Annotated in this window: 19 protein-coding genes; 7 read left to right on the top strand and 12 right to left on the bottom strand. The window is 38.9% G+C overall.

What is annotated here, in order from left to right; translation table 11 throughout:
* Window positions 1-172 precede the first annotated feature (172 nt).
* From H5087_RS12255 to H5087_RS12245, 3 genes are all read right to left on the bottom strand, one after another.
* Window positions 173-1,177: a LacI family DNA-binding transcriptional regulator gene (locus H5087_RS12255; RefSeq protein ID WP_002959786.1), complete on the bottom strand. Its 1,005-nt coding sequence runs from the start codon at window positions 1,175-1,177 to the stop codon at window positions 173-175.
* Between the two features lie 62 nt (window positions 1,178-1,239).
* Entirely contained in the window at window positions 1,240-2,562 is a 1,323-nt protein-coding gene (locus H5087_RS12250; protein ID WP_182672222.1) for a glycoside-pentoside-hexuronide (GPH):cation symporter, read from the bottom strand.
* Between the two features lie 46 nt (window positions 2,563-2,608).
* Window positions 2,609-3,937 (bottom strand): GH1 family beta-glucosidase, encoded by a 1,329-nt coding sequence (locus tag H5087_RS12245; protein ID WP_182672221.1) that lies wholly within the window; start codon window positions 3,935-3,937, stop codon window positions 2,609-2,611.
* 267 nt (window positions 3,938-4,204) lie between these two features.
* Between H5087_RS12245 and H5087_RS12240 the strand changes: the two genes are divergently transcribed.
* The gene (locus H5087_RS12240) at window positions 4,205-5,479 is read left to right on the top strand and encodes a sugar MFS transporter (protein ID WP_182672220.1); all 1,275 of its coding nucleotides are present in this window, start codon (window positions 4,205-4,207) and stop codon (window positions 5,477-5,479) included.
* Window positions 5,479-8,031, top strand: coding sequence for an exo 1,3/1,4-beta-D-glucan glucohydrolase (locus tag H5087_RS12235; protein ID WP_182672219.1), 2,553 nt, complete (start codon window positions 5,479-5,481; stop codon window positions 8,029-8,031). The genes H5087_RS12240 and H5087_RS12235 overlap by 1 nt, the downstream gene beginning before the upstream one ends.
* A gap of 134 nt (window positions 8,032-8,165) precedes the next feature.
* Here H5087_RS12235 and H5087_RS12230 read toward each other — a convergent pair whose 3' ends face one another.
* Together H5087_RS12230 and H5087_RS12225 are read right to left on the bottom strand one after the other, a co-directional pair.
* On the bottom strand, window positions 8,166-9,329 hold the full coding sequence (locus H5087_RS12230; RefSeq protein ID WP_182672218.1) for a GGDEF domain-containing protein: 1,164 nt from the start codon (window positions 9,327-9,329) through the stop codon (window positions 8,166-8,168).
* A 155-nt stretch (window positions 9,330-9,484) separates the two neighbouring features.
* Entirely contained in the window at window positions 9,485-10,375 is an 891-nt protein-coding gene (locus H5087_RS12225) for a TIGR01777 family oxidoreductase (RefSeq protein WP_182672217.1), read from the bottom strand.
* A gap of 170 nt (window positions 10,376-10,545) precedes the next feature.
* Here H5087_RS12225 and H5087_RS12220 point away from each other — a divergent pair, with 170 nt between their 5' ends.
* The gene (locus H5087_RS12220; protein WP_182672216.1) at window positions 10,546-11,583 is read left to right on the top strand and encodes an AI-2E family transporter; all 1,038 of its coding nucleotides are present in this window, start codon (window positions 10,546-10,548) and stop codon (window positions 11,581-11,583) included.
* Window positions 11,584-11,652: 69 nt separating this feature from the next.
* Here H5087_RS12220 and H5087_RS12215 read toward each other — a convergent pair whose 3' ends face one another.
* The 6 genes from H5087_RS12215 to H5087_RS12190 form a co-directional block, all read right to left on the bottom strand.
* The gene (locus tag H5087_RS12215) at window positions 11,653-12,732 is read right to left on the bottom strand and encodes an FAD-dependent oxidoreductase (protein ID WP_182672215.1); all 1,080 of its coding nucleotides are present in this window, start codon (window positions 12,730-12,732) and stop codon (window positions 11,653-11,655) included.
* A 123-nt stretch (window positions 12,733-12,855) separates the two neighbouring features.
* Complete coding sequence (locus H5087_RS12210; protein WP_182672214.1) at window positions 12,856-13,266, bottom strand: hypothetical protein; 411 nt, start codon at window positions 13,264-13,266, stop codon at window positions 12,856-12,858.
* Window positions 13,253-14,590: an ATP-binding protein gene (locus tag H5087_RS12205; RefSeq protein ID WP_182672213.1), complete on the bottom strand. Its 1,338-nt coding sequence runs from the start codon at window positions 14,588-14,590 to the stop codon at window positions 13,253-13,255. Before H5087_RS12205 ends, H5087_RS12210 begins: the two co-directional genes overlap by 14 nt.
* A complete protein-coding gene (locus tag H5087_RS12200; RefSeq protein WP_002959806.1) occupies window positions 14,584-15,258 on the bottom strand; it encodes a response regulator transcription factor in 675 nt (224 codons plus the stop codon). The genes H5087_RS12205 and H5087_RS12200 overlap by 7 nt, the downstream gene beginning before the upstream one ends.
* A 3-nt stretch (window positions 15,259-15,261) precedes the next feature.
* Complete coding sequence (locus H5087_RS12195; protein ID WP_002959808.1) at window positions 15,262-15,519, bottom strand: PepSY domain-containing protein; 258 nt, start codon at window positions 15,517-15,519, stop codon at window positions 15,262-15,264.
* Between the two features lie 162 nt (window positions 15,520-15,681).
* A complete protein-coding gene (locus H5087_RS12190; RefSeq protein WP_039488129.1) occupies window positions 15,682-15,984 on the bottom strand; it encodes a YciI family protein in 303 nt (100 codons plus the stop codon).
* A 189-nt stretch (window positions 15,985-16,173) separates the two neighbouring features.
* On the opposite strand from H5087_RS12190, the gene H5087_RS12185 reads away from it, so the two are divergent.
* Complete coding sequence (locus tag H5087_RS12185; protein WP_182672212.1) at window positions 16,174-17,598, top strand: sodium-dependent transporter; 1,425 nt, start codon at window positions 16,174-16,176, stop codon at window positions 17,596-17,598.
* Between the two features lie 112 nt (window positions 17,599-17,710).
* On the top strand, window positions 17,711-18,163 hold the full coding sequence (locus tag H5087_RS12180) for a hypothetical protein (protein WP_182672211.1): 453 nt from the start codon (window positions 17,711-17,713) through the stop codon (window positions 18,161-18,163).
* 51 nt (window positions 18,164-18,214) lie between these two features.
* On the opposite strand, the gene glp is transcribed toward H5087_RS12180, so the two are convergent.
* On the bottom strand, window positions 18,215-19,432 hold the full coding sequence (gene glp / locus H5087_RS12175; protein ID WP_182672210.1) for a gephyrin-like molybdotransferase Glp: 1,218 nt from the start codon (window positions 19,430-19,432) through the stop codon (window positions 18,215-18,217).
* A 96-nt stretch (window positions 19,433-19,528) separates the two neighbouring features.
* Here glp and modA point away from each other — a divergent pair, with 96 nt between their 5' ends.
* Both modA and modB read left to right on the top strand, forming a co-directional pair.
* Complete coding sequence (modA, locus tag H5087_RS12170) at window positions 19,529-20,230, top strand: molybdate ABC transporter substrate-binding protein (protein ID WP_259397769.1); 702 nt, start codon at window positions 19,529-19,531, stop codon at window positions 20,228-20,230.
* Complete coding sequence (gene modB, locus H5087_RS12165) at window positions 20,217-20,894, top strand: molybdate ABC transporter permease subunit (RefSeq protein ID WP_007375247.1); 678 nt, start codon at window positions 20,217-20,219, stop codon at window positions 20,892-20,894. The genes modA and modB overlap by 14 nt, the downstream gene beginning before the upstream one ends.
* The last annotated feature ends 1 nt before the right edge of the window (window position 20,895 follow it).

Below are 20,895 nucleotides of genomic sequence, written 5' to 3'. Positions count from 1 at the left end.
ACTGCTCTTATTTAAGCTTCCAGCTAGACGAGAGGATAGAAGATATCCCCGATGGGTTAAGCCAAAACCATCTAAGTATCCCCATAAAAAGAAAGATGCCAGTCAGCTTAACTGACTGGCATTAGGCATTTAGCCGCTTTTTTGTACCAAAATTAGTATTCGCTTTTAGTCTTTACTTGATGAGTGGTGCAGATGAATCACGCTGCATTAAAGTAGGTTCAAAAAAGCGATTTATAACAAGGTTTTTATTTTGATAAACATCTTTAAGCACTAATTTAGCAGCCATTTCGCCCATTTTTCCGATCGGATTATCAATCGTCGTGAGTGTAGGGTACAGGTAGTTTGCAAAAATAACGTTATCAAATCCAACAATCGATAAATCGTTTGGTAAATTATAACCGTGCTCTCGAGCATATTTCATAGCACCGGAAGCCATTTCGTCATTGGCGCACACTAGTGCAGTAAAGCTAAGCTTTTCATCAATAAAATGTTTTAAGCCTTTACTACCACCGGTTTCGTTAAAGTCCCCAATGTAATAAAGCGCAGGATCAAATTTAATACCAGCCTCTGTGAGTGCTTGTTTATGACCCTCTAAGCGGTTAAAAGCATCAGCTTTAAACTGCGGACCTGCAATATACGCTATTTGTGTATGGCCTTGATTTAATATCGATTTAGTGGCTAGGTAGCCACCTAATTGATTATCTAAACTGATACAGTTATCTTTTAATTGCTCTACGTAACGGCTCATTAAATAAACGGGCGTAGAGCCTTTACTTAGTTTTATTAGGTAGTCGTCTGAAACAGCTTCTACGTGCAAAATAATAGCATCGCAGCGTCTGCTAATTAAAAACTCAATGCCTTCTTGTTCTTTGTCTTCTTCACTGTGCCCGGTGGTAATAATAACGTGTTTACCCGCAGCTCGAAGCTCCGACTCAATACCTGCCATCATTTGGGCAAAGAAAGGACCATGTAACTCAGACACTAAAATACCGACACTGTTAGTACAGTTAGAGGCTAAAGATTGCGCTATTGAGTTAGGCTTGTAGCCAAGCTGCTCCATGGCATCAAGCACTTTTTGTTTGGTTTTATCGCTTACACGGGTATTTTTGTTCATCACGCGAGAAACGGTGGCTAACGATACGCCCGCAAGCTCTGAAACTTGATAAATTGTTGCCATGTTAATTGTTCACTCGCTTATCCTTAACTACTTCGGCTAAATAATACCTTAGAGTATATATCTTAACTAGTTGTTAGTTTAGATTGAATATTTTCAACAACCTGATTAGTCAGTGTATATTTTTTCATTATGTAGGCAACAAATAATGAGCCTAAAGCAGGTAGTACAGTGAATGACAGTAAAATACCGTGCTGGGTATCAAGAGTTTGTACTGCATCGGCCTGATAACTGTAAAAAGATAACAACCAGCCTGCAATTGCGCCGCCTACAGCCACGCCCATTTTAATAAAAAATATAACGCCTGAATAAACCAAACCCGTAATGCGTACCCCTGTTTTTTCATGCCCGTAATCTATGGTGTCGGCCATTTTTGCCCATAACAACGGGGTTGCCATATCTAAAAAGAACTTCCATAAAATAAAGGCAATAAATGCGAGTACTAATTGATCTTTACTAATAAAGTAGCTAAAACCACAAATAGCGGCAGCAATAACTTGTAAGCCTATATAGGCTTTTATTTTACAAAAGCGCTTTGCAAGCGGTTGAGCTAAAGCACACCCTAGCATGCTTGCTGCAACGCCTAGTGTCATAAATAAGGTGATTAAATCGTCTCGACCTAAATAGTATTTTACGTAGTAAACAGCAAGCGTAAGCCTTAATACTTGACCGGTAAGTAAAAAAAACGCAGCTAAGCAAAGCGTTCGCCATTGATCGTTTTTAATTAATGCTTTAACACTTTGGGCAAAAGGAATGTTTTGCTCTTTTGGCTGTTGTATACGCTCTTTTGTGCCTAAAAAACAAAGTAAAAACAGTACAAAGCCTAAAATGCTCATTGCAGTCATGGTGTATTGATAGCCCTTAGCTGCATCGCCTTGGCCAAAGTACTCAACCATTGGCATAGTACAACCCGCTACTATTACACCGCCTAACATACCAAATACAAAGCGGTAAGACTGAATAGTCACGCGCTCTTTAACATCAGCAGTAAGTACACCGCCCAGTGCACAATAAGGAATATTGATAGCGGTGTAAGCCACCATAAGCAGTGTGTAAGTAGTAAAGGCGTAAATTATTTTATCGGTGCCTTCTAAATCGGGTGTAGTGAACGCTAAAATACTAATAATGGCAAAAGGGAGGGCAAGCCAAAGTAAGTAGGGGCGAAAGTGCCCCCAGCGCGTATGTGTTTTATCTGCAAGGTTACCCATTAATGGGTCGGTTACGGCATCAAAAATACGCACTGCTAAAAACATAGTACCTACAACAGCAGGCGATAAACCCACTACATCTGTGTAGTACAGCATTAAAAACATCATAACTGTTTGAAAAATAATATTACTGGCGGTGTCGCCTAAGCCATACGCTATTTTTTCTTTTACACTGACCATGATTGTTTATCCCGCTTTATACTTGTTTTTAGTTGTGGGTATACTCTTATCTTTTAGAGATGAGTTCTTTATAAGCTAAGCCACTATTTTTAATGGTGCGTTGCTGGGTTTTATAATCTACATACACAATACCAAAACGTTTTAAATAACCTTCTGCCCACTCAAAGTTATCCATTAAGCTCCAAGCAAAGTAGCCATGTATAACAACACCTTGTTCTATTGCATTATGAACCGCGTTTAAATGAGTATTATAATAACTTAAACGGTCTAAGTCGTTAACTTCACCATTATTATACGTATCGGGCATTGCTGCACCATTTTCGGTTATATAAATAGGCGGTAAGGTGTATGTTTTATTAAGCGATACGAGCAAGTCAGTGAACGATTGCGGGTAAATTTCCCACCCCATATCAGTTAGCGGGCCTGTAGGTGCAAGAGGCTCATAAATGTCAGTAGGGTGCGCTTTATAAACTTGGCGGGTATAAAAGTTAATACCTAAGTAATCAATAGATTGAGAAATTAGTTCCATATCGCCCTCAAAAATCTCAGGCTGATGGTTTAATGGTAATTGATTAATTATATCAGGATATTGGGCATCAATTATTGGTTTTATATACCACTGATTAAGATAGTCGTCTGCAAATGCAGTGGCTTTTAAGTCTTCATCACTTTGAGTAAGGCTATAACACGGCGTAAAGTTAAGCACTATGCCATTTAATGTATTAGGCGAGTTTTTCTTTAATACGCTCATAGCGAGTCCGTGGGCTAATAATAAATGGTGCGCTGCTTTACGGCCATATTCTTTACCCACTTTACCTGGGGCATGAATACCAATTTCGTAACCTAAAAACGCACTACAAAATGGTTCATTCAATGTGGCATAAGAGTGAACGCGATCGCCAAAGGCTTTGGTAATTAAATTTACGTAATGTTCAAAAGCGTAAGCTGTTTGTCTGTTAAGCCAACCGCCTTCATCTTCAAGATGTTGCGGTAAATCCCAGTGGTACAAAGTAACAAAGGCTTTAATATTGCGACGTTTTAGCTCATCTAAAATATCAGTATAAAACTTCACGCCTACAGGATTTAACTTTGCGTCTTGGGTCATCACGCGCGGCCATGAAATAGAAAGCCTGTAAGCATCTACGCCAAGTGATTCAATAAGGTCTATATCATCACGCCAAAGGTTATAGTGATCGCACGCGGTATGACCGTCTGAGCTATCGACTATTTTATTGGGCGTATCGCAAAAAGTGTCCCAAATACATGGGAGACGATCTTGTGATCCGCCTTCTATTTGAAAAGAAGCTGTGGCCACACCGTATACAAAGTTTTTAGATAAAAGCGGTGAATGGGGTGGTAGTGATAATTTTGTCATTAATAACAAACCTTTTGTTAGTCATTTACAGAGAAATCAGCCCTGTGTTTTTGCTTAATTAATGCTGTATGAGGGTACAAAAAATAAAAAGTGTTGAAATATACAGCTTGTTCGTATTTAATTGCATATGAAAGCGCTTACATTTAAGGTTAGTGTTTATTAATTCTTAGGTCAACTCTTTAATGCTTCTGGATGGTTTAAAGACAGCTGAAAACTAAAACAGGGCAGCTTAAGAATAGATTTATAATAATAAAATACGGAGAACACATGGCAAGTTCAGCACCAGTGACAACACACACACAGTCGCAAAACTATCAGGATAAAAATTACAGTTTTGCATTAACTTCTCTAACAACATTATTTTTTATGTGGGGATTTATAACCTGCTTAAATGATATTTTAATCCCACACTTAAAAGCCGTATTTAACTTAACGTATGTACAAGCCATGTTGGTTCAGTTTTGCTTTTTTGGCGCTTACTTTTTAATGTCACTTCCAAGTGGTTATATAGTTAAAAAGGTGGGCTATAAAAAAGGCATCGTGATTGGATTATTAATTGCAGCAGCCGGGTGTATATTATTTTACCCAGCAGCGTCTTTACATAGTTACCCTGTATTTTTATTCGCTTTATTTGTACTTGCCAGCGGCATAACGTTATTGCAAGTATCTGCTAATCCTTACGTAAGTTTGTTGGGCTCACCAAAAACTGCATCGTCTCGACTTACGCTTACCCAAGCTTTTAATGCATTAGGTACTACTGTTGCGCCATCATTTGGTGCTCTGTTAATTCTAGACTCAGCGTCAGAAGCCTTTTTAACACCGGCTCAAAATGCAGAGTCAGTTCAACTTCCTTACCTCCTTTTAGCTGCAATGCTGATTTTACTAGCCGGTATTTTTGCTTGGCTTAAATTACCAGACATTATGAGCGAGCAAAAAGCAGAAGCCGAAAAGTCAGAGGCAATTGAAGGCAGTGCTTGGCAGTATCGCCATCTTGTATTAGGTGCTGTGGGTATATTTATGTATGTAGGCGCCGAAGTGGCAATTGGTAGCTTTTTAGTAAGCTTTTTAGCACAAGAAAATATAGCAGGGCTAAAAGAGAATGTTGCAGCTCATTACATCACTTATTATTTTGGTGGTGCTATGGTTGGGCGTTTTATTGGTGCTGCTGTAATGCAAAAACTACCCGCGGGTAAAGTACTTGGCTTTAACGCAACCATGGCTATTATTTTAGTCATTATTGCCATGAGCACGTCGGGGCAATTAGCAATGTGGTCAATACTATTGGTTGGTTTATTCAATTCTATTATGTTCCCAACTATTTTTAGTTTAGCGTTAAATGGACTTGGTAAGCATACCGCTCAAGGCTCTGGTATTTTGTGTTTGGCGATTGTAGGTGGTGCAATAGTGCCACTTTTACAAGGTGCGCTTGCTGATAGTGTGGGTGTTCAACTTTCGTATGTTTTACCTATTTTATGTTACATATTTATTGTTTTTTACGGCCTACGAGGCAGCAAACCAGTATTAGTGAAGGAGCCATCATAATGAAAACGACTTTTAAACTTAATGCATTAGCAATTGCAACGTTAGTAGGAAGTGTTACTGCACTAAGCGGATGTACTAACGAAAGCAATGTTGAAAAAGTAAATGTTGAAGCGCAATCAAAGCTTGAGAAAATTTGGCCAAAGCTTTCAATTGCAGTGAAAAAAGACCCTGCTATTGAAGCTCAAATTGTCACGTTTTTAGAAAATATGACGCTTGAGCAAAAAGTAGCGCAAATGATTCAACCAGAAATTCGTGATATTACCGTTGAAGACATGCGTAAATATGGTTTTGGCTCTTACCTTAATGGCGGTGGTGCTTTTCCTAATGGCGATAAGCATGCAACACCAGAGGATTGGGTTGCACTTGCAGAAAAAATGTATCAAGCATCTATTGATGACTCAGTGGATGGCAGCAAAATTCCAACTATGTGGGGCACCGATGCAGTACATGGTCATAATAACGTAATTGGCGCGACTCTTTTTCCACATAATATTGGTTTAGGCGCGGCTAATAACCAAGATTTAATAGAGCAAATAGCGTCTATTACGGCAGTAGAAGTAATGGCTACGGGGATAGATTGGGTATTTGCACCCACTGTAGCAGTAGTACGAGACGACCGATGGGGCAGAACGTACGAAGGCTATTCTGAGGATCCAAAAATTGTTCACGATTACTCAGCAGCGATTGTAAATGGATTGCAAGGTAAAGCCGATGGCGACTTTTTAAGTGATAAGCGCGTTATTAGCACTGTTAAGCACTTTATTGGCGATGGCGGCACCGTTGATGGGGATGATCAGGGAAATAATATAGACAGCGAGCGATCGCTATTTGATATTCATGCTCAAGGTTACGTAGGTGGTTTGTCGGCGGGTAGTCAATCTGTTATGGCGTCTTTTAATAGCTGGAATGGCGTTAAAAATCACGGTAATAAATACTTACTTACAGATGTATTAAAAACACGTATGGGTTTTGATGGTTTTGTAGTGGGAGATTGGAACGGCCATGGGCAAATTAAAGGCTGTACTAACGAAAGCTGCCCAGAAGCGGTAAATGCTGGCCTTGATATTTTTATGGTGCCAACAGGCGCGTGGAAGCCGCTATATGAAAATACAATTGCACAAGTAAATGCAGGTAAAATAAGTATGAGCCGCATTGATGATGCGGTTGCACGTATTTTACGCGTTAAGTTACGCGCTGGGTTATTTGATAAACCAAGTCCAGCTAAGCGTCTGTACTCGGGTAAAACAGAGCTTATTGGCGCGCAAGCGCATCGCGAAGTAGCACGTCAAGCTGTGCGCGAATCGCTTGTATTACTTAAAAATAAAAATAACCTATTACCTATCGCAGCTAATCAACGCGTACTTATTGCTGGTGATGGTGCCGATAACATAGGCAAACAGTCTGGTGGTTGGAGTATTACGTGGCAAGGAACCAATAACAAAAATGCAGACTTCCCTGGAGCAACGTCAATTTACAAAGGGCTTGAAGAGCAAATATCTGCAGCAGGTGGAAGTGTTACTTTAAGTGCTGATGGTACTTTTGAACAGCGTCCTGATGTTGCCATTGTCGTATTTGGTGAGGAACCTTACGCAGAAGGGCACGGCGATAAAGATAACCTTGAATTTGAGCGCGGAAATAAAAAGTCATTAGCACTTTTAAGCTCGTTAAAAGAGCAAGGCATCCCTGTTGTATCTGTGTTTATTTCAGGTCGACCTATGTGGGTGAACAGCGAACTTAACGCATCTGATGCGTTTGTAGCTGCATGGTTACCAGGTACAGAAGGTGCGGGTATTGCTGATGTGTTATTAAAAGCGGCAGACGGCACCATCCAAAATAACTTTAAAGGTAAGCTATCGTTTTCTTGGCCTAAATCGGCGGTACAAACTGCGGTTAATAAAGGCGATGAAAATTACGATCCATTACTTCCTTATGGTTTTGGTTTAACGTATGGCGATAAAAACGTGCTAGCTGACGACCTTGATGAAGACTCTAAACTTGATAACTCAGGGCTTACAAGTATGGATATACTTGTTGGTGCACCTGTAGCACCATGGCGCTTATTGTTAAAATCGGGCGATGAGCTTTTAGATGTATCGAGTAGTACCCATGAATTTGGTGCAATTAAATACCGTACTGAGGACAAAACAGTACAAGAAGACGCGCGCCAATTTAACTTCAGCGGTGCAGAAAAAGCCAGTACTGAAATAGTAACAAGCTTTGCAGAAGATACCATTGCCTACGTTGAAGCAAACAGTGTGATTAGCTTTGATATTAAATTAAACGAGGCACTAACGAACGATGTAGCCCTTGCTATGACTTGTTCTGGTGAGTGTGGTGCAAGCATTGATTTAGCAAACGTCGTGGATAAAACTATTGAAAATAAATGGCAGTCAGTATCAATCGATTTAGGTTGTTTTGCTGATAAGGGTGTTAATTTTGCAAACCTAACAAGCCCATTTAGCTTACACAGCAATGGTAAAGCATCAATTTCTGTAGCTAATATTCAGTTTGTACCAAATAAAGCGGACGAGGCTACGCTGTCTTGTAAGTAGTTTATTAACTCTATTGTGTGTATACCAAAGCCCTTCTAATGAAGGGCTTTTTTTATGGATAGATGTTAGCTAGATAAAATATGGTATTTTAAATATAGTTGTTTTTAATGCGCTTATAAGTCACTTAAAAGCAATTAACTTTTAGTGAGTAAGTTTTTTTCATCAAAGGTTACTACTTTGTCTCGGCCTGTTTCTTTAGCTAAGTAAAGGCGTTTATCAGCATAAGCGAGCAGCTCTTTTATAGTTGCATTCCCATTAATTGCATTACTTACCCCAGCGCTTACGGAAAGTTTTATATGCTGATTTTCATGATAAAAAGCTTGAGTGCTTATATTCTTTCTTAATAGCTCAGCATCACTTTTTGCTGCACTAAGGGTGTAATCAGGTAGTAAAATGGCAAATTCTTCTCCGCCAATTCTGGCACTAATACCTACATTTAAAAATTGCTCTTTAATAAAGTGAGATATCCACTTAATTGCGTGGTCGCCCGCTTCGTGACCAAACTGATCGTTTACACGTTTAAAAAAATCAATATCGAGCAAAATAACAGACACATTTTTGTATATATTTTTAGGATCACTTAGTGCTTCTTTACTTTTTGTAAAAAAGCCACGGCGATTAAGTAATTGGCTTAAAGTATCGGTGTTAGCAAGGCTTGAAAGTGTATGCTCTGTATTAGAGGCCAGCAGGTATGGCAATATTAGTGCGCTACAAGTGGCCAAAATTAAATGGCTACTTAAGATAAGTTGCAGTGGCTCTATGTAGTTTGGCGAATTAATACTAAAAATAGATATTGCCAATAATGTTGTTTGTATGAGCATTAAAATGCTGTGAATTGAAAAACAAACTATCAGCGCTTTTTTTTGCAAAGTGGCTACAAAGTTCATCTGCTTAATAATATATGCGGAATATAGGTATAAAACCGAAATAATTAAGCTTGTCAGCATTTGCCCTGCAGGGTCTGAATATATGGGTAATAAAGCAACCCCCGTTAATCCAAGGAGACAATACAGAGGTTTTAAGTTTAGTGCCTTACTGTGCTTATATTTATTTAACCCAATAATAATTAACAGTGGACTTAGTAATATAAAAATATCAGCCAAATAGTGAGTAATAAAAGGCGCGTCTATTACTAACTTTAAACAGGCAAGTAACTCGGCAAATGCAAAGGTAATGCACGCTAGGCCAAATAATAAAAATGATGTTTGTTTTTTAAAGTTATGTACGGATAAAAAAAACAAGCCTATTAATACGTTAAGAATAAAAGAGAGACTGATCACAGTAGGCAGGTGTAGCATTTAAGATTCTCTTTTATTAAAGATAGGCGTGGTTGGCGTGGAAAACGTGCTGATTATTATGTATTAATGTTTAAAGGTCAATATGGGTAAAAAGTAGTAATTTACCCATGTATCTAATTTGAAAGGGATTTTAACTGAACGAATATTAACGCCCGCTAAACCAAGCTCTCTAAAGCCGATTTTATATCAGGGTGATGAAAACGATAATTATGAACGAGTGCCTTTTTAGGGACTACAAATTGCCCCGTTGTTAGTAAGTCTGACATTTCACCCATTAATAATTTAAGTACTGGGGTTGGCATAGTGATAAATGCAGGTCGAGAGAGCGCCTCGCCTAAGCTTTTACTAAATTGAGCATTGCTTACAGGGTTGGGTGCTGTTGCGTTAACAGGGCCTGATATTTCTGGGTGTTTAATAATAAAGAGTATTAGCTGAATCATATCGTCGATGTGTATCCAAGACATGCCTTGCTCGCCATTACCAATCGGGCCGCCTAAACACAATTTAAAAGCAGGCAACATTTTTCCAAGTGCACCTCCTTTTTTAGCTAAAACAATACCCGTTCGCAAAAGACATACTCTGGTTTGTTCTGATTGGGCGAGTAGTGCTGCATTTTCCCAGTCTTTACAAAGCTGGTGGCTAAATTCATCGTGTGGGCGTTCAAAAGTTTCATCAATAGGATTACTATTTTGTCGACCATAAAAACCAATTGCACTGCCAGATATAAAAGTATGCGGGGGTATACTACAGGCTTTAATAGCTTCACTAATTTGCTGTGTAATATCAATACGACTGTTTCGTATTATTTGCTTTTGTTTGTCGCTCCAGCGTTTATTTACAATCGGCTCGCCAGCGAGATTAATAACGATATCAACAGTGTTAAAGTCAACATCACTAATGTCACTTACGGCTTTAACTTTGTGGCCTAATAATACGTTTGCTTTAGTTGGATTGCGGCTAAGTACAGTAACAGTATTATGATGAAGTAAAAAAGGGCATAAGTGCTTACCAATTAATCCGGTCGCGCCAGTTATAAATATATGCATTATACATCCTTACAATAAAATAGAAGCAAGTGATTAAAAAACATACTCGCTAGCAAACAGCTTTGCAAATTTATACGTAAAACAGGCTTTTATGATCACTTCGTAATTATTTCATTTAATTACCTTTTGCCTTACACTGGGACGATATAGTTAATAAAAGGATTAATAAATTGGCAAGTTTAACTGGAGTAAATAAAAGCTTAATAGTTTTCGCTTCCTTAGTAGTGGTCCTCGCTGGAATAAAAGCCGCGAGTGTAATTATTATTCCGTTTATTTTGGCGGCATTTATTGCCATTATTTGTAACCCGCTTATCAAGTTTTTTGCGCGCTACAAAATTCCTAAAGGCATTGCTGTTATGTTGGTCGTGCTGATTATAGTTGGCTTAGGGGTAAGCCTTGGCGGGCTTGTAGGGCAATCTATCAACGATTTTTCTCAGCAGCTTCCTGAGTATAAAACACAACTTAAAGAAGAATTTGTGTGGCTGGTCGATTTAGCATCTCAATACAACATACTGATCAATAAAGATCAGTTAATTAATATGTTCGACCCTGGCAAAATGGTTGATGTGGCCACTAATATGCTCACAGGATTAGGTGGCGTAATGGCAAACATGTTTTTAATTATTTTAACGGTTGTTTTTATGCTGTTTGAAGGGCCAATGTTGAGCAAGAAAATACATATGGCACTTGAAGACCCTGATAGTAAAATGAAGCAAATTGACCGCTTTTTAGAATCTATTAATTCATACTTGGCAATTAAAACGCTAGTAAGTTTAGGGACGGGTATTATTGCTGCGTTTTACTTATGGATTTTAGACGTTGACTACTTTGTGCTTTGGGGCGTGTTGGCATTTATGTTCAATTACATTCCAAATATAGGTTCAATTATTGCGGCTGTACCAGCTGTATTACTTGCCCTTATTACTCAAGGCCCATTAGTGGCAGGACTTGTTGCTGCAGGGTATTTAACAATAAATACGATAATGGGTAATATTGTAGAGCCTAAATTTTTGGGTAAAGGGCTGGGTCTTTCAACGTTAGTGGTGTTTTTATCATTAATATTTTGGGGCTGGTTATTAGGTACTGTGGGTATGCTTTTATCTGTACCATTAACAATGATTGTAAAAATAGCCCTAGAAGCCAGTGCAGAGGGCAAGTGGGTTGCCACTTTACTGGGCAGTGGTGAAGACGTTACTAAAAATAACTAACATTTATAACCATCAAGGGCTGTAAAATTAAAACCCTTGATGGTTAAGTTATCAATAAATACAGGGCTATTAATTAATAAACGATTTAATAGCGTCATCCACTGCGTTTATTGCGCCTTCTAAATACCCTGCTTCTTGTTTTGCAAACTCACTCGCTACAAAATGAATGTTGAGGTTACTTAATTGCTCTTCCAAGTTTGAAAAATCAAATTCTGGGTGCTGTGAAGGCTGAGTTTGATCGTCCCTATTAGCTACAAATTTATCCTCTGCCCAGTCTTTAATAAAGTATCCGGTTGCCTTTTCAGCATCCTTACCATAAAAGTAGCTGAGCTGTTGGGCACAGGCTTGAATTAATTGCTCTTGAGTTACTTGGTTTCGTGATAAGTAGGGGACACCTATAAAGCCAAATAATGCGGCGTAATTACTATCCTCAGCACTGGCATCGTGAATCTCGACCATAGGGCCTACGCGGCTAAAGCATTGCCCAGATAAGTTTTTATCACGCCAAAATGCATGTTCAAAAGTAGCTATAAACTTGGCCTGTCCTGCCATCCATGTAGGTACACTACTGAGGCGGTTTATGAGTGTTGGAGTCGCCCATAGTTCAGGTGTTAAATGCGTTGTAACCATACGAGGAGGAATTGCTGAAATTAATTTGCCAGTAGTAAAGTGCTTTATATTGCCTAAGTGATTAACAGTAACTTGCCAGCTATTATCGTTCTTTTTAAGCTCAGTGACATTGTGTTCTAATAATATTGAATCAGGATTAAGTTGCTCGTATAAGGCAGTTATTAAGGTATTCATGCTGTGCTTAAGCCTAAATAGTTGCATATCTCCAGCACCTGCAATTTGTTGAGGTTGCTTGGAGTTAGGTGCTTGATATAACACATCACCTTTATTGTATTGCTCAAATATACTTAAGTTGAGTGACTTTATTAGCGCTTGAATTTTTGGTTGGTGGGGAAATATCCACGTAGGACCCAAATCAAAACTAACATCGTTTTTTATTGGTGATTGCGCGGCAAAAATTCGGCCACCCAATTGCGATTTAGCCTCTAATAATAAGTACTCAATATTAAGTAGTTGTAATTTATACGCACTGTATAAACCAGCAAGTCCGCCACCAATAATAATTACTGGTTTAGTCATCTGTTTATCCATTAGTTTTTAGCAATCTACTAGTAGGTAGTTTGTTTTGATATGAATAAATTGTCAAGTAAGCTAAAGGGAGTGAGTAAAGAAACGTAACTAGTTTAGTGTGTTTAAGTTACGTCAAAATGGGTGTTTTAGTGATTCTGTAAATTGATTTATAAGCTCAATTTCACAGAGCTTATAGCTAATGGCTGCGGTTATCGCATTAGGAAGTTTTATTAAGTAACGCCATTGGCAGGCGCTCTCAAGGTACTTTTCATTATTTTTAATGCTGCGCATAAATAACGGCAGCACTTGCGTATTGCCTGTGCTTTCTTGTGATTGAGTTAGCTCATATTTACGCTTTTGTATCCAACTACCTTGTGCTTGTTTTGCTTTATCAATTTGGCTATCTAGGCATTGAATATATCGCTTAGCCTCATCGGTTGTTGCTTTAGCGGCTAAAGTACATGCTTCATCTGCAAAGCTGTATTGGCTTGAAGCTAATAACACAATGGCAGTTAGTTGTAATAAATGGTTACTTTTTGTCATTGTAATTAAACTCTAAAATAAATTGAGCGCCGCCTAAGTTATCAGCTTCTGTAATGGTAAGTGTACCGCGATAGGACTTAACCAAGTCAGATACAATTGCCATCCCTACGCCGTGTCCGCTTTCGTATGTATCCAGACGAGTACCCCGTGTAAGTAGAGATTCACGTTTGTCCTTTGGTACGCCAGGGCCATCATCGCTAATTCCAATACACAAAGTTTTACTTTGAATAACTTGTATTGCTACTTGTGAGCGACACGCTTTACAGGCGTTATCAATCAGGTTGCCAAGTAATTCCATTAAATCTGTTTGGTCACCTAAAAAGTAATCTTTTTCGGTTACGGTGCAGGTAAAAATAATATCTTTATCACGGTACACTTTTGCCATAGCACTGAGTATTGAATCGAGTACTGGCTTAATAGGTGTTTGTTTTTTCCAGGTGTCTGATGCACCGGTTGCAGCACGCTTTAATTGGTGCTCGATCATCACATTAATTCGGTCGAGTTGTTCTTGTGCATCAGCATCGTTTGCCAATGGACTTGATTTAAGTACCGCAAGCGGTGTTTTAAGTGCATGAGCAAGGTCGCTTAATGAAGCTCTGTAGCGCTCTTTTTGGCGTTGTTGCGACTCAAGTAGCAAGTTTAGGTCTGCTTTTATTGTTTGCAGTTCTACAGGGTAGAGGCCTTTAATTTCTTGAATATCACCCGATTCAATTGCTTTTATTTCTTTATCGAGTCGTTGGAGTGGGCGAGCGCTCCAAATAAAACCAATCGCCATCAGGCCTGCAATTGCAATGCCCATTATAAACATCCAATCTACAAGGGTTTGCTTAAAGCCATCCATTAAACGAAGTAGAGCGTCATTACGTTTAACTAATATAAAGCGAGCTTGTTCTGATTGATCTATGTTATTTAAAATTACAGTCAGGCTAAGTTGCCAGTACGCGGTGTTATTATACTCCACGCGCCTGAAATCGGCAGCACCGGCTTTGGTTTCTATTTGCTCTGGTACATAGTTTAAGTTTACAGCCGATTCTGAGTTCCAAACAGGATCATCATCTCGGTAAATCATTGCGTAGGTATCTGAATTTAATCTGTTTAACTCAGGCGCTAAAATAGTGCTGGGCATAATAATACCATGCTCAGTAAAGTCGACTTCAGATATTAGCGAGTAAAGCTGTGCTTCGAGAGTTTTTTCAGTCGCATCAACAAGTGAAGCGTAATACGCTTTGCCAATTGAATAAAATAAGATAGGGAGTGCGACTAATAAAACAAAGACAAGGATAAATCCTTGCCTTATTTTTAACGATATTTGCGGTATTACCACTGGCTTTTAAGCCTGTAACCACGCCCACGTAGTGTCTCTACTGGGTTTAGCACACCATCAGGGTCAAGCTTTTTACGCAAACGTAGTACAAATACTTCAATTACGTTTGAATCAAGATCGAAATCTTGGTCGTAAATATGCTCAGTAAGTTCTGATTTAGAAATTACTTTTTGCGGATTTACCATTAAGTATTCAAGTACTTTATACTCGTAAGCTGTAAGGCTAAGCTCTTTATCATCAACCCATACTTGTTGAGAACGTGTATGAATTTTAATTGGGCCCGCAGTCATTTCTGGATTTGCTTTACCAGCACTGCGACGAATTAATGCATTACAACGTGCAATAAGTTCTTCAACATGAAATGGTTTGGTAAGGTAGTCATCAGCACCTGCATCTAAACCTTCTACTTTGTCCTGCCAGCGATCGCGCGCTGTTAAGATTAAAATAGGAATAGTAATGCCTTGTGCTCGTGCTTTATTGATTAGCTCAATACCGTCTATTTTAGGTAAACCTAAATCAACTACGGCCATATCAAGCGGGTATTCTGTAATGTGGAAAAGACCTGCTTCACCATCGTGACATAAATCCACGCTGTAACGTTCTTTTTCTAAAGCATTACGTAGGTTATCTGCTAAATGTAAATCGTCTTCAATAACTAAAATTCGCATTTGTTAATCCTTTTTCACTTCGCCGGTTTTTTTATTTATATGTAAATCAACGACGTGGCCGTCAGATTTCAGTATTCGTACGGTATAAAAATCTGTTTTTTCGGTAATTTTTAAGGTCTTACCGCCTATTGTTTTCTTTGCAAGTATTACGGCTTTCTTTTTGTCCACCTCAGCATGAGATGCTTGGGTGGCCGTCGCTGCTTGAGCAAAGTTAGCTAAGCTAACACAAGCAATAAAACCGAGGCTTAATAATACGCGCATAATGGAAAACTCCTAGACCAGACCCACTTAGTTTAATTAACTAAGTTACTAAAATTCAAGTAAAAACGCTAAATTCGTTTTTATCTCAGTAATTTTAATTAAAATCTTGTGAACAAACCCTGAATTACAGTGCAACGCACGCTCTTAGGGTTTAATACACTTTTAAGCAGGGAACACTTTTTTGAAAGGTTTAACAACTGTATTTTCATAGATGCCAGCGGCAACGTAAGGGTCAGCTGCTGCCCATTCTCGAGCGGCTTCAATTGACTCAAACTCAGCAACAACTAATGAACCGGTAAAACCTGCTTCTTGAGGATCTTCACTATCGACTGCCGGAAACGGACCTGCGGTAAGTAAACGATTTTGAGAATCAAGCTCACTAAGGCGCGCTAAATGTGCAGGGCGTGCTGCTTTTCTGAGCTCTAAGCTATTTTCAACGTCTGTTGAATGAATCATGTACAACATAAGTAATCTCATAAAAATTGTTAAATTTGATTAACGCAATACTACCACAGCGTTGAAAATTGGTGAATTAAAAGCGTATTTACACAGCTTTACACATCGATTTTATTTTTACACTGTAATTGCTTGAAAATCTCTGTGTAACACTGGTAGAGTCGCTGAAATATACAAAATAATAAAAAGGTTTCAAGCATGAGCGAAAATAGAGAACGATTTAGTTCCCGTCTCGGATTCATATTAGCGGCGGCAGGTTCGGCTGTTGGTATTGGTAATTTAGTTGGCTTTCCGGTTTCTGCTACTAAAAATGGCGGCGGCGCATTTTTATTAATTTACGCTTTATTTGTCGTATTCATTTGTTTACCAGTCATGATGGCTGAAATGGCAATGGGTCGTAACGCTCAAAAAGATCCACTTGGCTCGTATAAGCTATTATCTAATAACGATAAAAAATGGAAGTTTGCAGGTTTTTTAGCCGTGCTTACGCCATTTATGATTGCTGTATTTTATATGGTAATTACGGTGTGGATTTTTGGCTATTTAACGCAAACAGGCCTAGGTAATTTAGATTTACTTGCAGATCCTGGCCACTTTGGTGTTTTTATCAATAGTTACACTGTGTTTGGTTATATGGCCGTTGTGGTTATTATGGTGAACTTAATTTTATTAGGCGGTGTTAAGCAGGGCATAGAAAAAGCCGCTAAGTTTTTAATGCCCGCCTTATTGGTTATGCTGCTTGCCCTCGTTATTTATGTATTAACGCTTGATAACGCAATGGCCGGTGTTAAATACTATATTATTCCTGATTTTTCTAAAATGAATGCAAGTGTCTTAAATGGCGCATTAAGCCAAGCGTTTTTCTCGCTATCTTTGGGCATGGGTATCTTAATGACTTACGCATCGTATATTTCTAAAAAGGATGACATTGTCAGTAGCGCTAAAATGGTTGCTATTACTGACTCACTCGTTGCGTTTGTAGCTGGTTTAATGGTGCTACCCGCTATATTTAGTTTTGATCCAAATACAGACCCTACAGCACTTTCTGACTCGTCTGTATCGATGATTTTTGTATACCTACCTAAAATCTTATTAGCACTGCAAAATGATATTGGCTATGTAGGTGCATCTATTGTTGCATTCTCGTTCTTCTTATTAGTCTTTTTTGCAGCAATTACCTCACTTGTTTCAATAGTAGAAGTCCCGACTGCAACCCTAAGTGACCGCAAAGGTATTAGCCGTAAAAAAGCATTGGGCATCCTTACACTTTCAACCGGCGTACTTACTATTTTATGTACAATGTCGTTTGGTATGATTGACAGCCTTACTTCGTTCACCAGTTATGGCGGCGTTAATAAGAGCTTTTTTGATATTATTGTTGATGTATTTTACGACACAATTTTACCGCTTAATGGGTTAATGGTGTGTTTGTTTGTAATGTACCGCTGGAAAAAAGCACGCTTAACACAAGAGCTAAGCTTAGGTTCGCCTAATTATGCGGGAAGCTTTATGGAAAAGTACGTTAACTTTTCACTTTCAACGTTTATTCCTGTTATTTTAGCTGTGATATTTATTAATACAGTGGCGACTAAGTTTTTCCACTTAAAAATATTTGGCTTTTAAATAGACCTCTTTAAAAGCTTATTGAATAATATAATGCCGCTCAGCTAAGCTCTGCGGCATTTTTTATGAGCGTTTTTTTACAGGTATCTGGTAACTATTAAAAGGATTTAAAATGAATAAAATTATTATTGGGTTTGCTTTTGCTATTTCATCATTTGGCGCATTTGCACAAAGCGCTGATGGTTGGCCAGAAGGCGGTGCAATGCATACTGGCAATATTTATAATTTAGAGGGCAATAGATACAAAACTAAAATCAGTAAAATGATGGATGAAATTTACCCGCAACTAACTGATGATTACCAAGTTGATGCAGTTAAAGCACAAATAAAAGCATGGGAGCAGTATATAGACGCTACATGTAACGTTGTTGGCATAGCAACGGGGGCAGGTGGCTCTTGGCCCTCAACGTATAGTGTTAAATGCGAAAGAAGCCTAAGTTATGATAGATACTTTGCGACTAAAAACGCGCTGAAGTGCGTTAATAGATTAAGTAAGGAAGAGTTTGAAGGGCGTAGCGAAAAGTTAAATTGTTTAATTCAAACATTAAATATAAAAATATTTTAAGGTTTGCAGCGCTACAGCTAAATTATACAGTTAGCTGTAGCATTTTAGGCTTTATAGCAACTCAATACTTACTGTTGCGCCTTTTTCGATATTGCCGCTTTGCGCCGGAACTACAATTAAACAGTTAGCTTTACTAAGCGACGAAAGTACACCCGAGCCCTGTTTATTAAACGGGGCAACTACCAAGTCACCTTGTTCGTTAATTGTTGCAGTACCGCGCTGAAAGTCAGCTCTGCCAGGGCGCTTTTTAATGACGGATGTAGTAACAGCGTTAAAGCGCATTTTAGGGTTTACGTCACCAAGACCCGACAGCTTTTGCAGTGCAGGCTCTACTAACTGATTAAACGTAACAGCAGCCGACACAGGGTTACCTGGCAAGCCAAAAAAGTAACTGTTACTTAATTTACCAAAGGCAAAAGGTTTGCCTGGTTTCATGGCTATTTTCCAAAAGTGGATATTGCCAATTTCGTTGAGCACTTCTTTGGTAAAGTCGGCTTCACCAACCGATACACCGCCTGAGCTTATTACGGCATCGGCAAGTTCGTTCGCTTTTAAAAATGCATTAGTGATGAGTTCTTTGTCATCAGGGATTATTCCTAAATCAAGCACGTCTATATTTTTTTGTTGCAGCGCACTAATAATAACAGCGCGGTTGCTTTCAAAAATAGCGCCTTGCTTAAGAGGCTGACCAGGTTCTATTAGCTCATCGCCTGTAGAAAGCACGGCTATTTTTAGGGTTCTTACCACATCTATATTCGCAATTCCTAAAGATGCCAGTAATCCCACATCAACGGCTTTTAATTTATCGCCTGCTTTTAAAATAACGTCGTCTATAGCAATATCTTCGCCAGCAAAACGCACGTTTTCATTTAGCTCAGGTTGCGCAGTAAACGTAATTTTATCGCCATCAACCGAGGCGTTTTCTTGCATTACAACGCCGTTAGCGCCAGGTGCAATGGCGGCGCCGGTCATTATTCTTACGCATTGCCCTGGCGTAAGTGTTCCTTCAAAAACTTGACCTGCAAACACGCTGCCTACTTGTGTGTAGGTTAAGCTTTTATCTGAAATACACAGCGCATAGCCATCCATTGCGGAGTTGTTATGAGCGGGTACGTTTATAGTTGACTTAACATCGCTTGCTAAAACGCGATCAACACTTTGCATTATAGAAATGGTTTCAACGTCTTTAACAGGCGTTATTGTGCCAAGTATATTTTGTATTGCAGTTTCAATTGGTAATAAACCGGGTGCATTGCAAACATCGTTCATATATATTGCTTACTTAAATCATTTTATTTTGAAACAATACTTATAATGTCAAAGCTTTACAATACATGGTTGGGTTATTTTTTGTGTGTGATATGCATGCTTTCATGCAGCGTAAACGCAAAAGAAACGCTGCATGTAGCCGTAGCGAGTAATTTTAAAACTGTATTGGAAACCCTACTAAAAAAATCCCCATTACCTAATGTTGACGTGAAAATATCAGCAGCTTCTAGCGGTGTTTTATATTCGCAAATAGTGCATGGCGCGCCATTTGATGTGTTTTTATCGGCTGATGATTTTCGACCGCAATCGCTTATTAAAGAAGGCTATGCCGAGCAGAGTAGTTTGATCACTTACGCGTTAGGCGAACTTGCTTTGTGGCAACCCAAAGCTGAAAAAGTAAATGATAAAGTAGCCATTGCTAATCCGCGTTTTTCACCATACGGACGTGCCTCAGAGCACTTCGCGAATAACCATTTTAAAAAACCAATAAATTATGTGTACGGGAATAACATTACGCATGCGTTTCAGTTTGTGCAAAGTGGTAATGTAGGAGTAGGGCTGGTGGCTGTTTCATCCCTAAAGGCGGCTTACCGTAACACGCAAGATCAAAAATATTTAGATTATACCGTGCTGCCTACCAATCAATATCCCGATATAATTCAACAAGGCGTTATTATTAGCTCGACTAAAAAACATGCTAGCGCTAAGCAACTTATGCAATTTTTAATGATGGACGCTACGCAGCAGCAGTTAATTGAATTAGGTTACAGAATAAAGGACAACAATGCTTCAAAGTGATTTAACCGCGCTGTGGTTAACTATAAAACTTGCCTTTATAACCGCAGTACTTCTTCTTATTTTTTGTATTCCACTGGCTTACAAGCTCGCTGGCTATAACGGTAAATTTAAACCATTTTTAGAGGCATTAATTGCAATGCCTTTAGTGCTACCGCCTACGTTGTTAGGGTTTTATTTACTTGTTTTGTTTTCGCCTGATCACGCTTTTGGGCAGTTTTGGTTTTGGCTAACGGGTACGCAGCTTGCGTTTAGTTTTCAGGGCGTGGTTATTGGCTCGCTTTTTTATTCGCTGCCTTTTGTAATGCAGCCGCTTGTGGCTGGGTTTAAGCATATTAATCAAACCTATAACGAAGCTGCCATTGCGCTTGGATTAAGCCCATTTAAACGCTTTGTGCATTTAATCATTCCGCTTTTAAAACCCAGTATTGGTAGCGCATTTGCTTTAGGTTTTGCGCATACATTGGGTGAATTTGGTTTGGTATTAATGATTGGCGGTAATATTCAGGGGCAAACACAGGTGGTGTCTATTGCGCTTTATGACCATGTTGAATCGTTAAATTATACGGCGGCGCATCAGCTTTCACTTATTTTACTGGCAATTTCGTTTGCCTGTTTAGTGCTGTTATTTAAGTTTAATAAAAGCATTGTAGGGGTTAAGCAATAAA

It is taken from the genome of Pseudoalteromonas sp. SR43-7 (assembly GCF_014163785.1).
Classification (GTDB): domain Bacteria; phylum Pseudomonadota; class Gammaproteobacteria; order Enterobacterales; family Alteromonadaceae; genus Pseudoalteromonas; species Pseudoalteromonas distincta.
This window is presented reverse-complemented; position numbering and strand designations above follow the sequence as displayed.

What these genes read in the sequence shown, in the direction of transcription:
- H5087_RS12255 (WP_002959786.1), bottom strand. Translation starts at nt 1,177, where the DNA reads ATGGCAACAATTTATCAAGTTTCAGAGCTTGCGGGCGTATCGTTAGCC.
- H5087_RS12250 (WP_182672222.1), bottom strand. Translation starts at nt 2,562, where the DNA reads ATGGTCAGTGTAAAAGAAAAAATAGCGTATGGCTTAGGCGACACCGCC.
- H5087_RS12245 (WP_182672221.1), bottom strand. Translation starts at nt 3,937, where the DNA reads ATGACAAAATTATCACTACCACCCCATTCACCGCTTTTATCTAAAAAC.
- H5087_RS12240 (WP_182672220.1), top strand. Translation starts at nt 4,205, where the DNA reads ATGGCAAGTTCAGCACCAGTGACAACACACACACAGTCGCAAAACTAT.
- H5087_RS12235 (WP_182672219.1), top strand. Translation starts at nt 5,479, where the DNA reads ATGAAAACGACTTTTAAACTTAATGCATTAGCAATTGCAACGTTAGTA.
- H5087_RS12230 (WP_182672218.1), bottom strand. Translation starts at nt 9,329, where the DNA reads ATGCTACACCTGCCTACTGTGATCAGTCTCTCTTTTATTCTTAACGTA.
- H5087_RS12225 (WP_182672217.1), bottom strand. Translation starts at nt 10,375, where the DNA reads ATGCATATATTTATAACTGGCGCGACCGGATTAATTGGTAAGCACTTA.
- H5087_RS12215 (WP_182672215.1), bottom strand. Translation starts at nt 12,732, where the DNA reads ATGACTAAACCAGTAATTATTATTGGTGGCGGACTTGCTGGTTTATAC.
- H5087_RS12210 (WP_182672214.1), bottom strand. Translation starts at nt 13,266, where the DNA reads ATGACAAAAAGTAACCATTTATTACAACTAACTGCCATTGTGTTATTA.
- H5087_RS12200 (WP_002959806.1), bottom strand. Translation starts at nt 15,258, where the DNA reads ATGCGAATTTTAGTTATTGAAGACGATTTACATTTAGCAGATAACCTA.
- H5087_RS12195 (WP_002959808.1), bottom strand. Translation starts at nt 15,519, where the DNA reads ATGCGCGTATTATTAAGCCTCGGTTTTATTGCTTGTGTTAGCTTAGCT.
- H5087_RS12190 (WP_039488129.1), bottom strand. Translation starts at nt 15,984, where the DNA reads ATGTTGTACATGATTCATTCAACAGACGTTGAAAATAGCTTAGAGCTC.
- H5087_RS12185 (WP_182672212.1), top strand. Translation starts at nt 16,174, where the DNA reads ATGAGCGAAAATAGAGAACGATTTAGTTCCCGTCTCGGATTCATATTA.
- H5087_RS12180 (WP_182672211.1), top strand. Translation starts at nt 17,711, where the DNA reads ATGAATAAAATTATTATTGGGTTTGCTTTTGCTATTTCATCATTTGGC.
- glp (WP_182672210.1), bottom strand. Translation starts at nt 19,432, where the DNA reads ATGAACGATGTTTGCAATGCACCCGGTTTATTACCAATTGAAACTGCA.
- modA (WP_259397769.1), top strand. Translation starts at nt 19,529, where the DNA reads ATGCTTTCATGCAGCGTAAACGCAAAAGAAACGCTGCATGTAGCCGTA.
- modB (WP_007375247.1), top strand. Translation starts at nt 20,217, where the DNA reads ATGCTTCAAAGTGATTTAACCGCGCTGTGGTTAACTATAAAACTTGCC.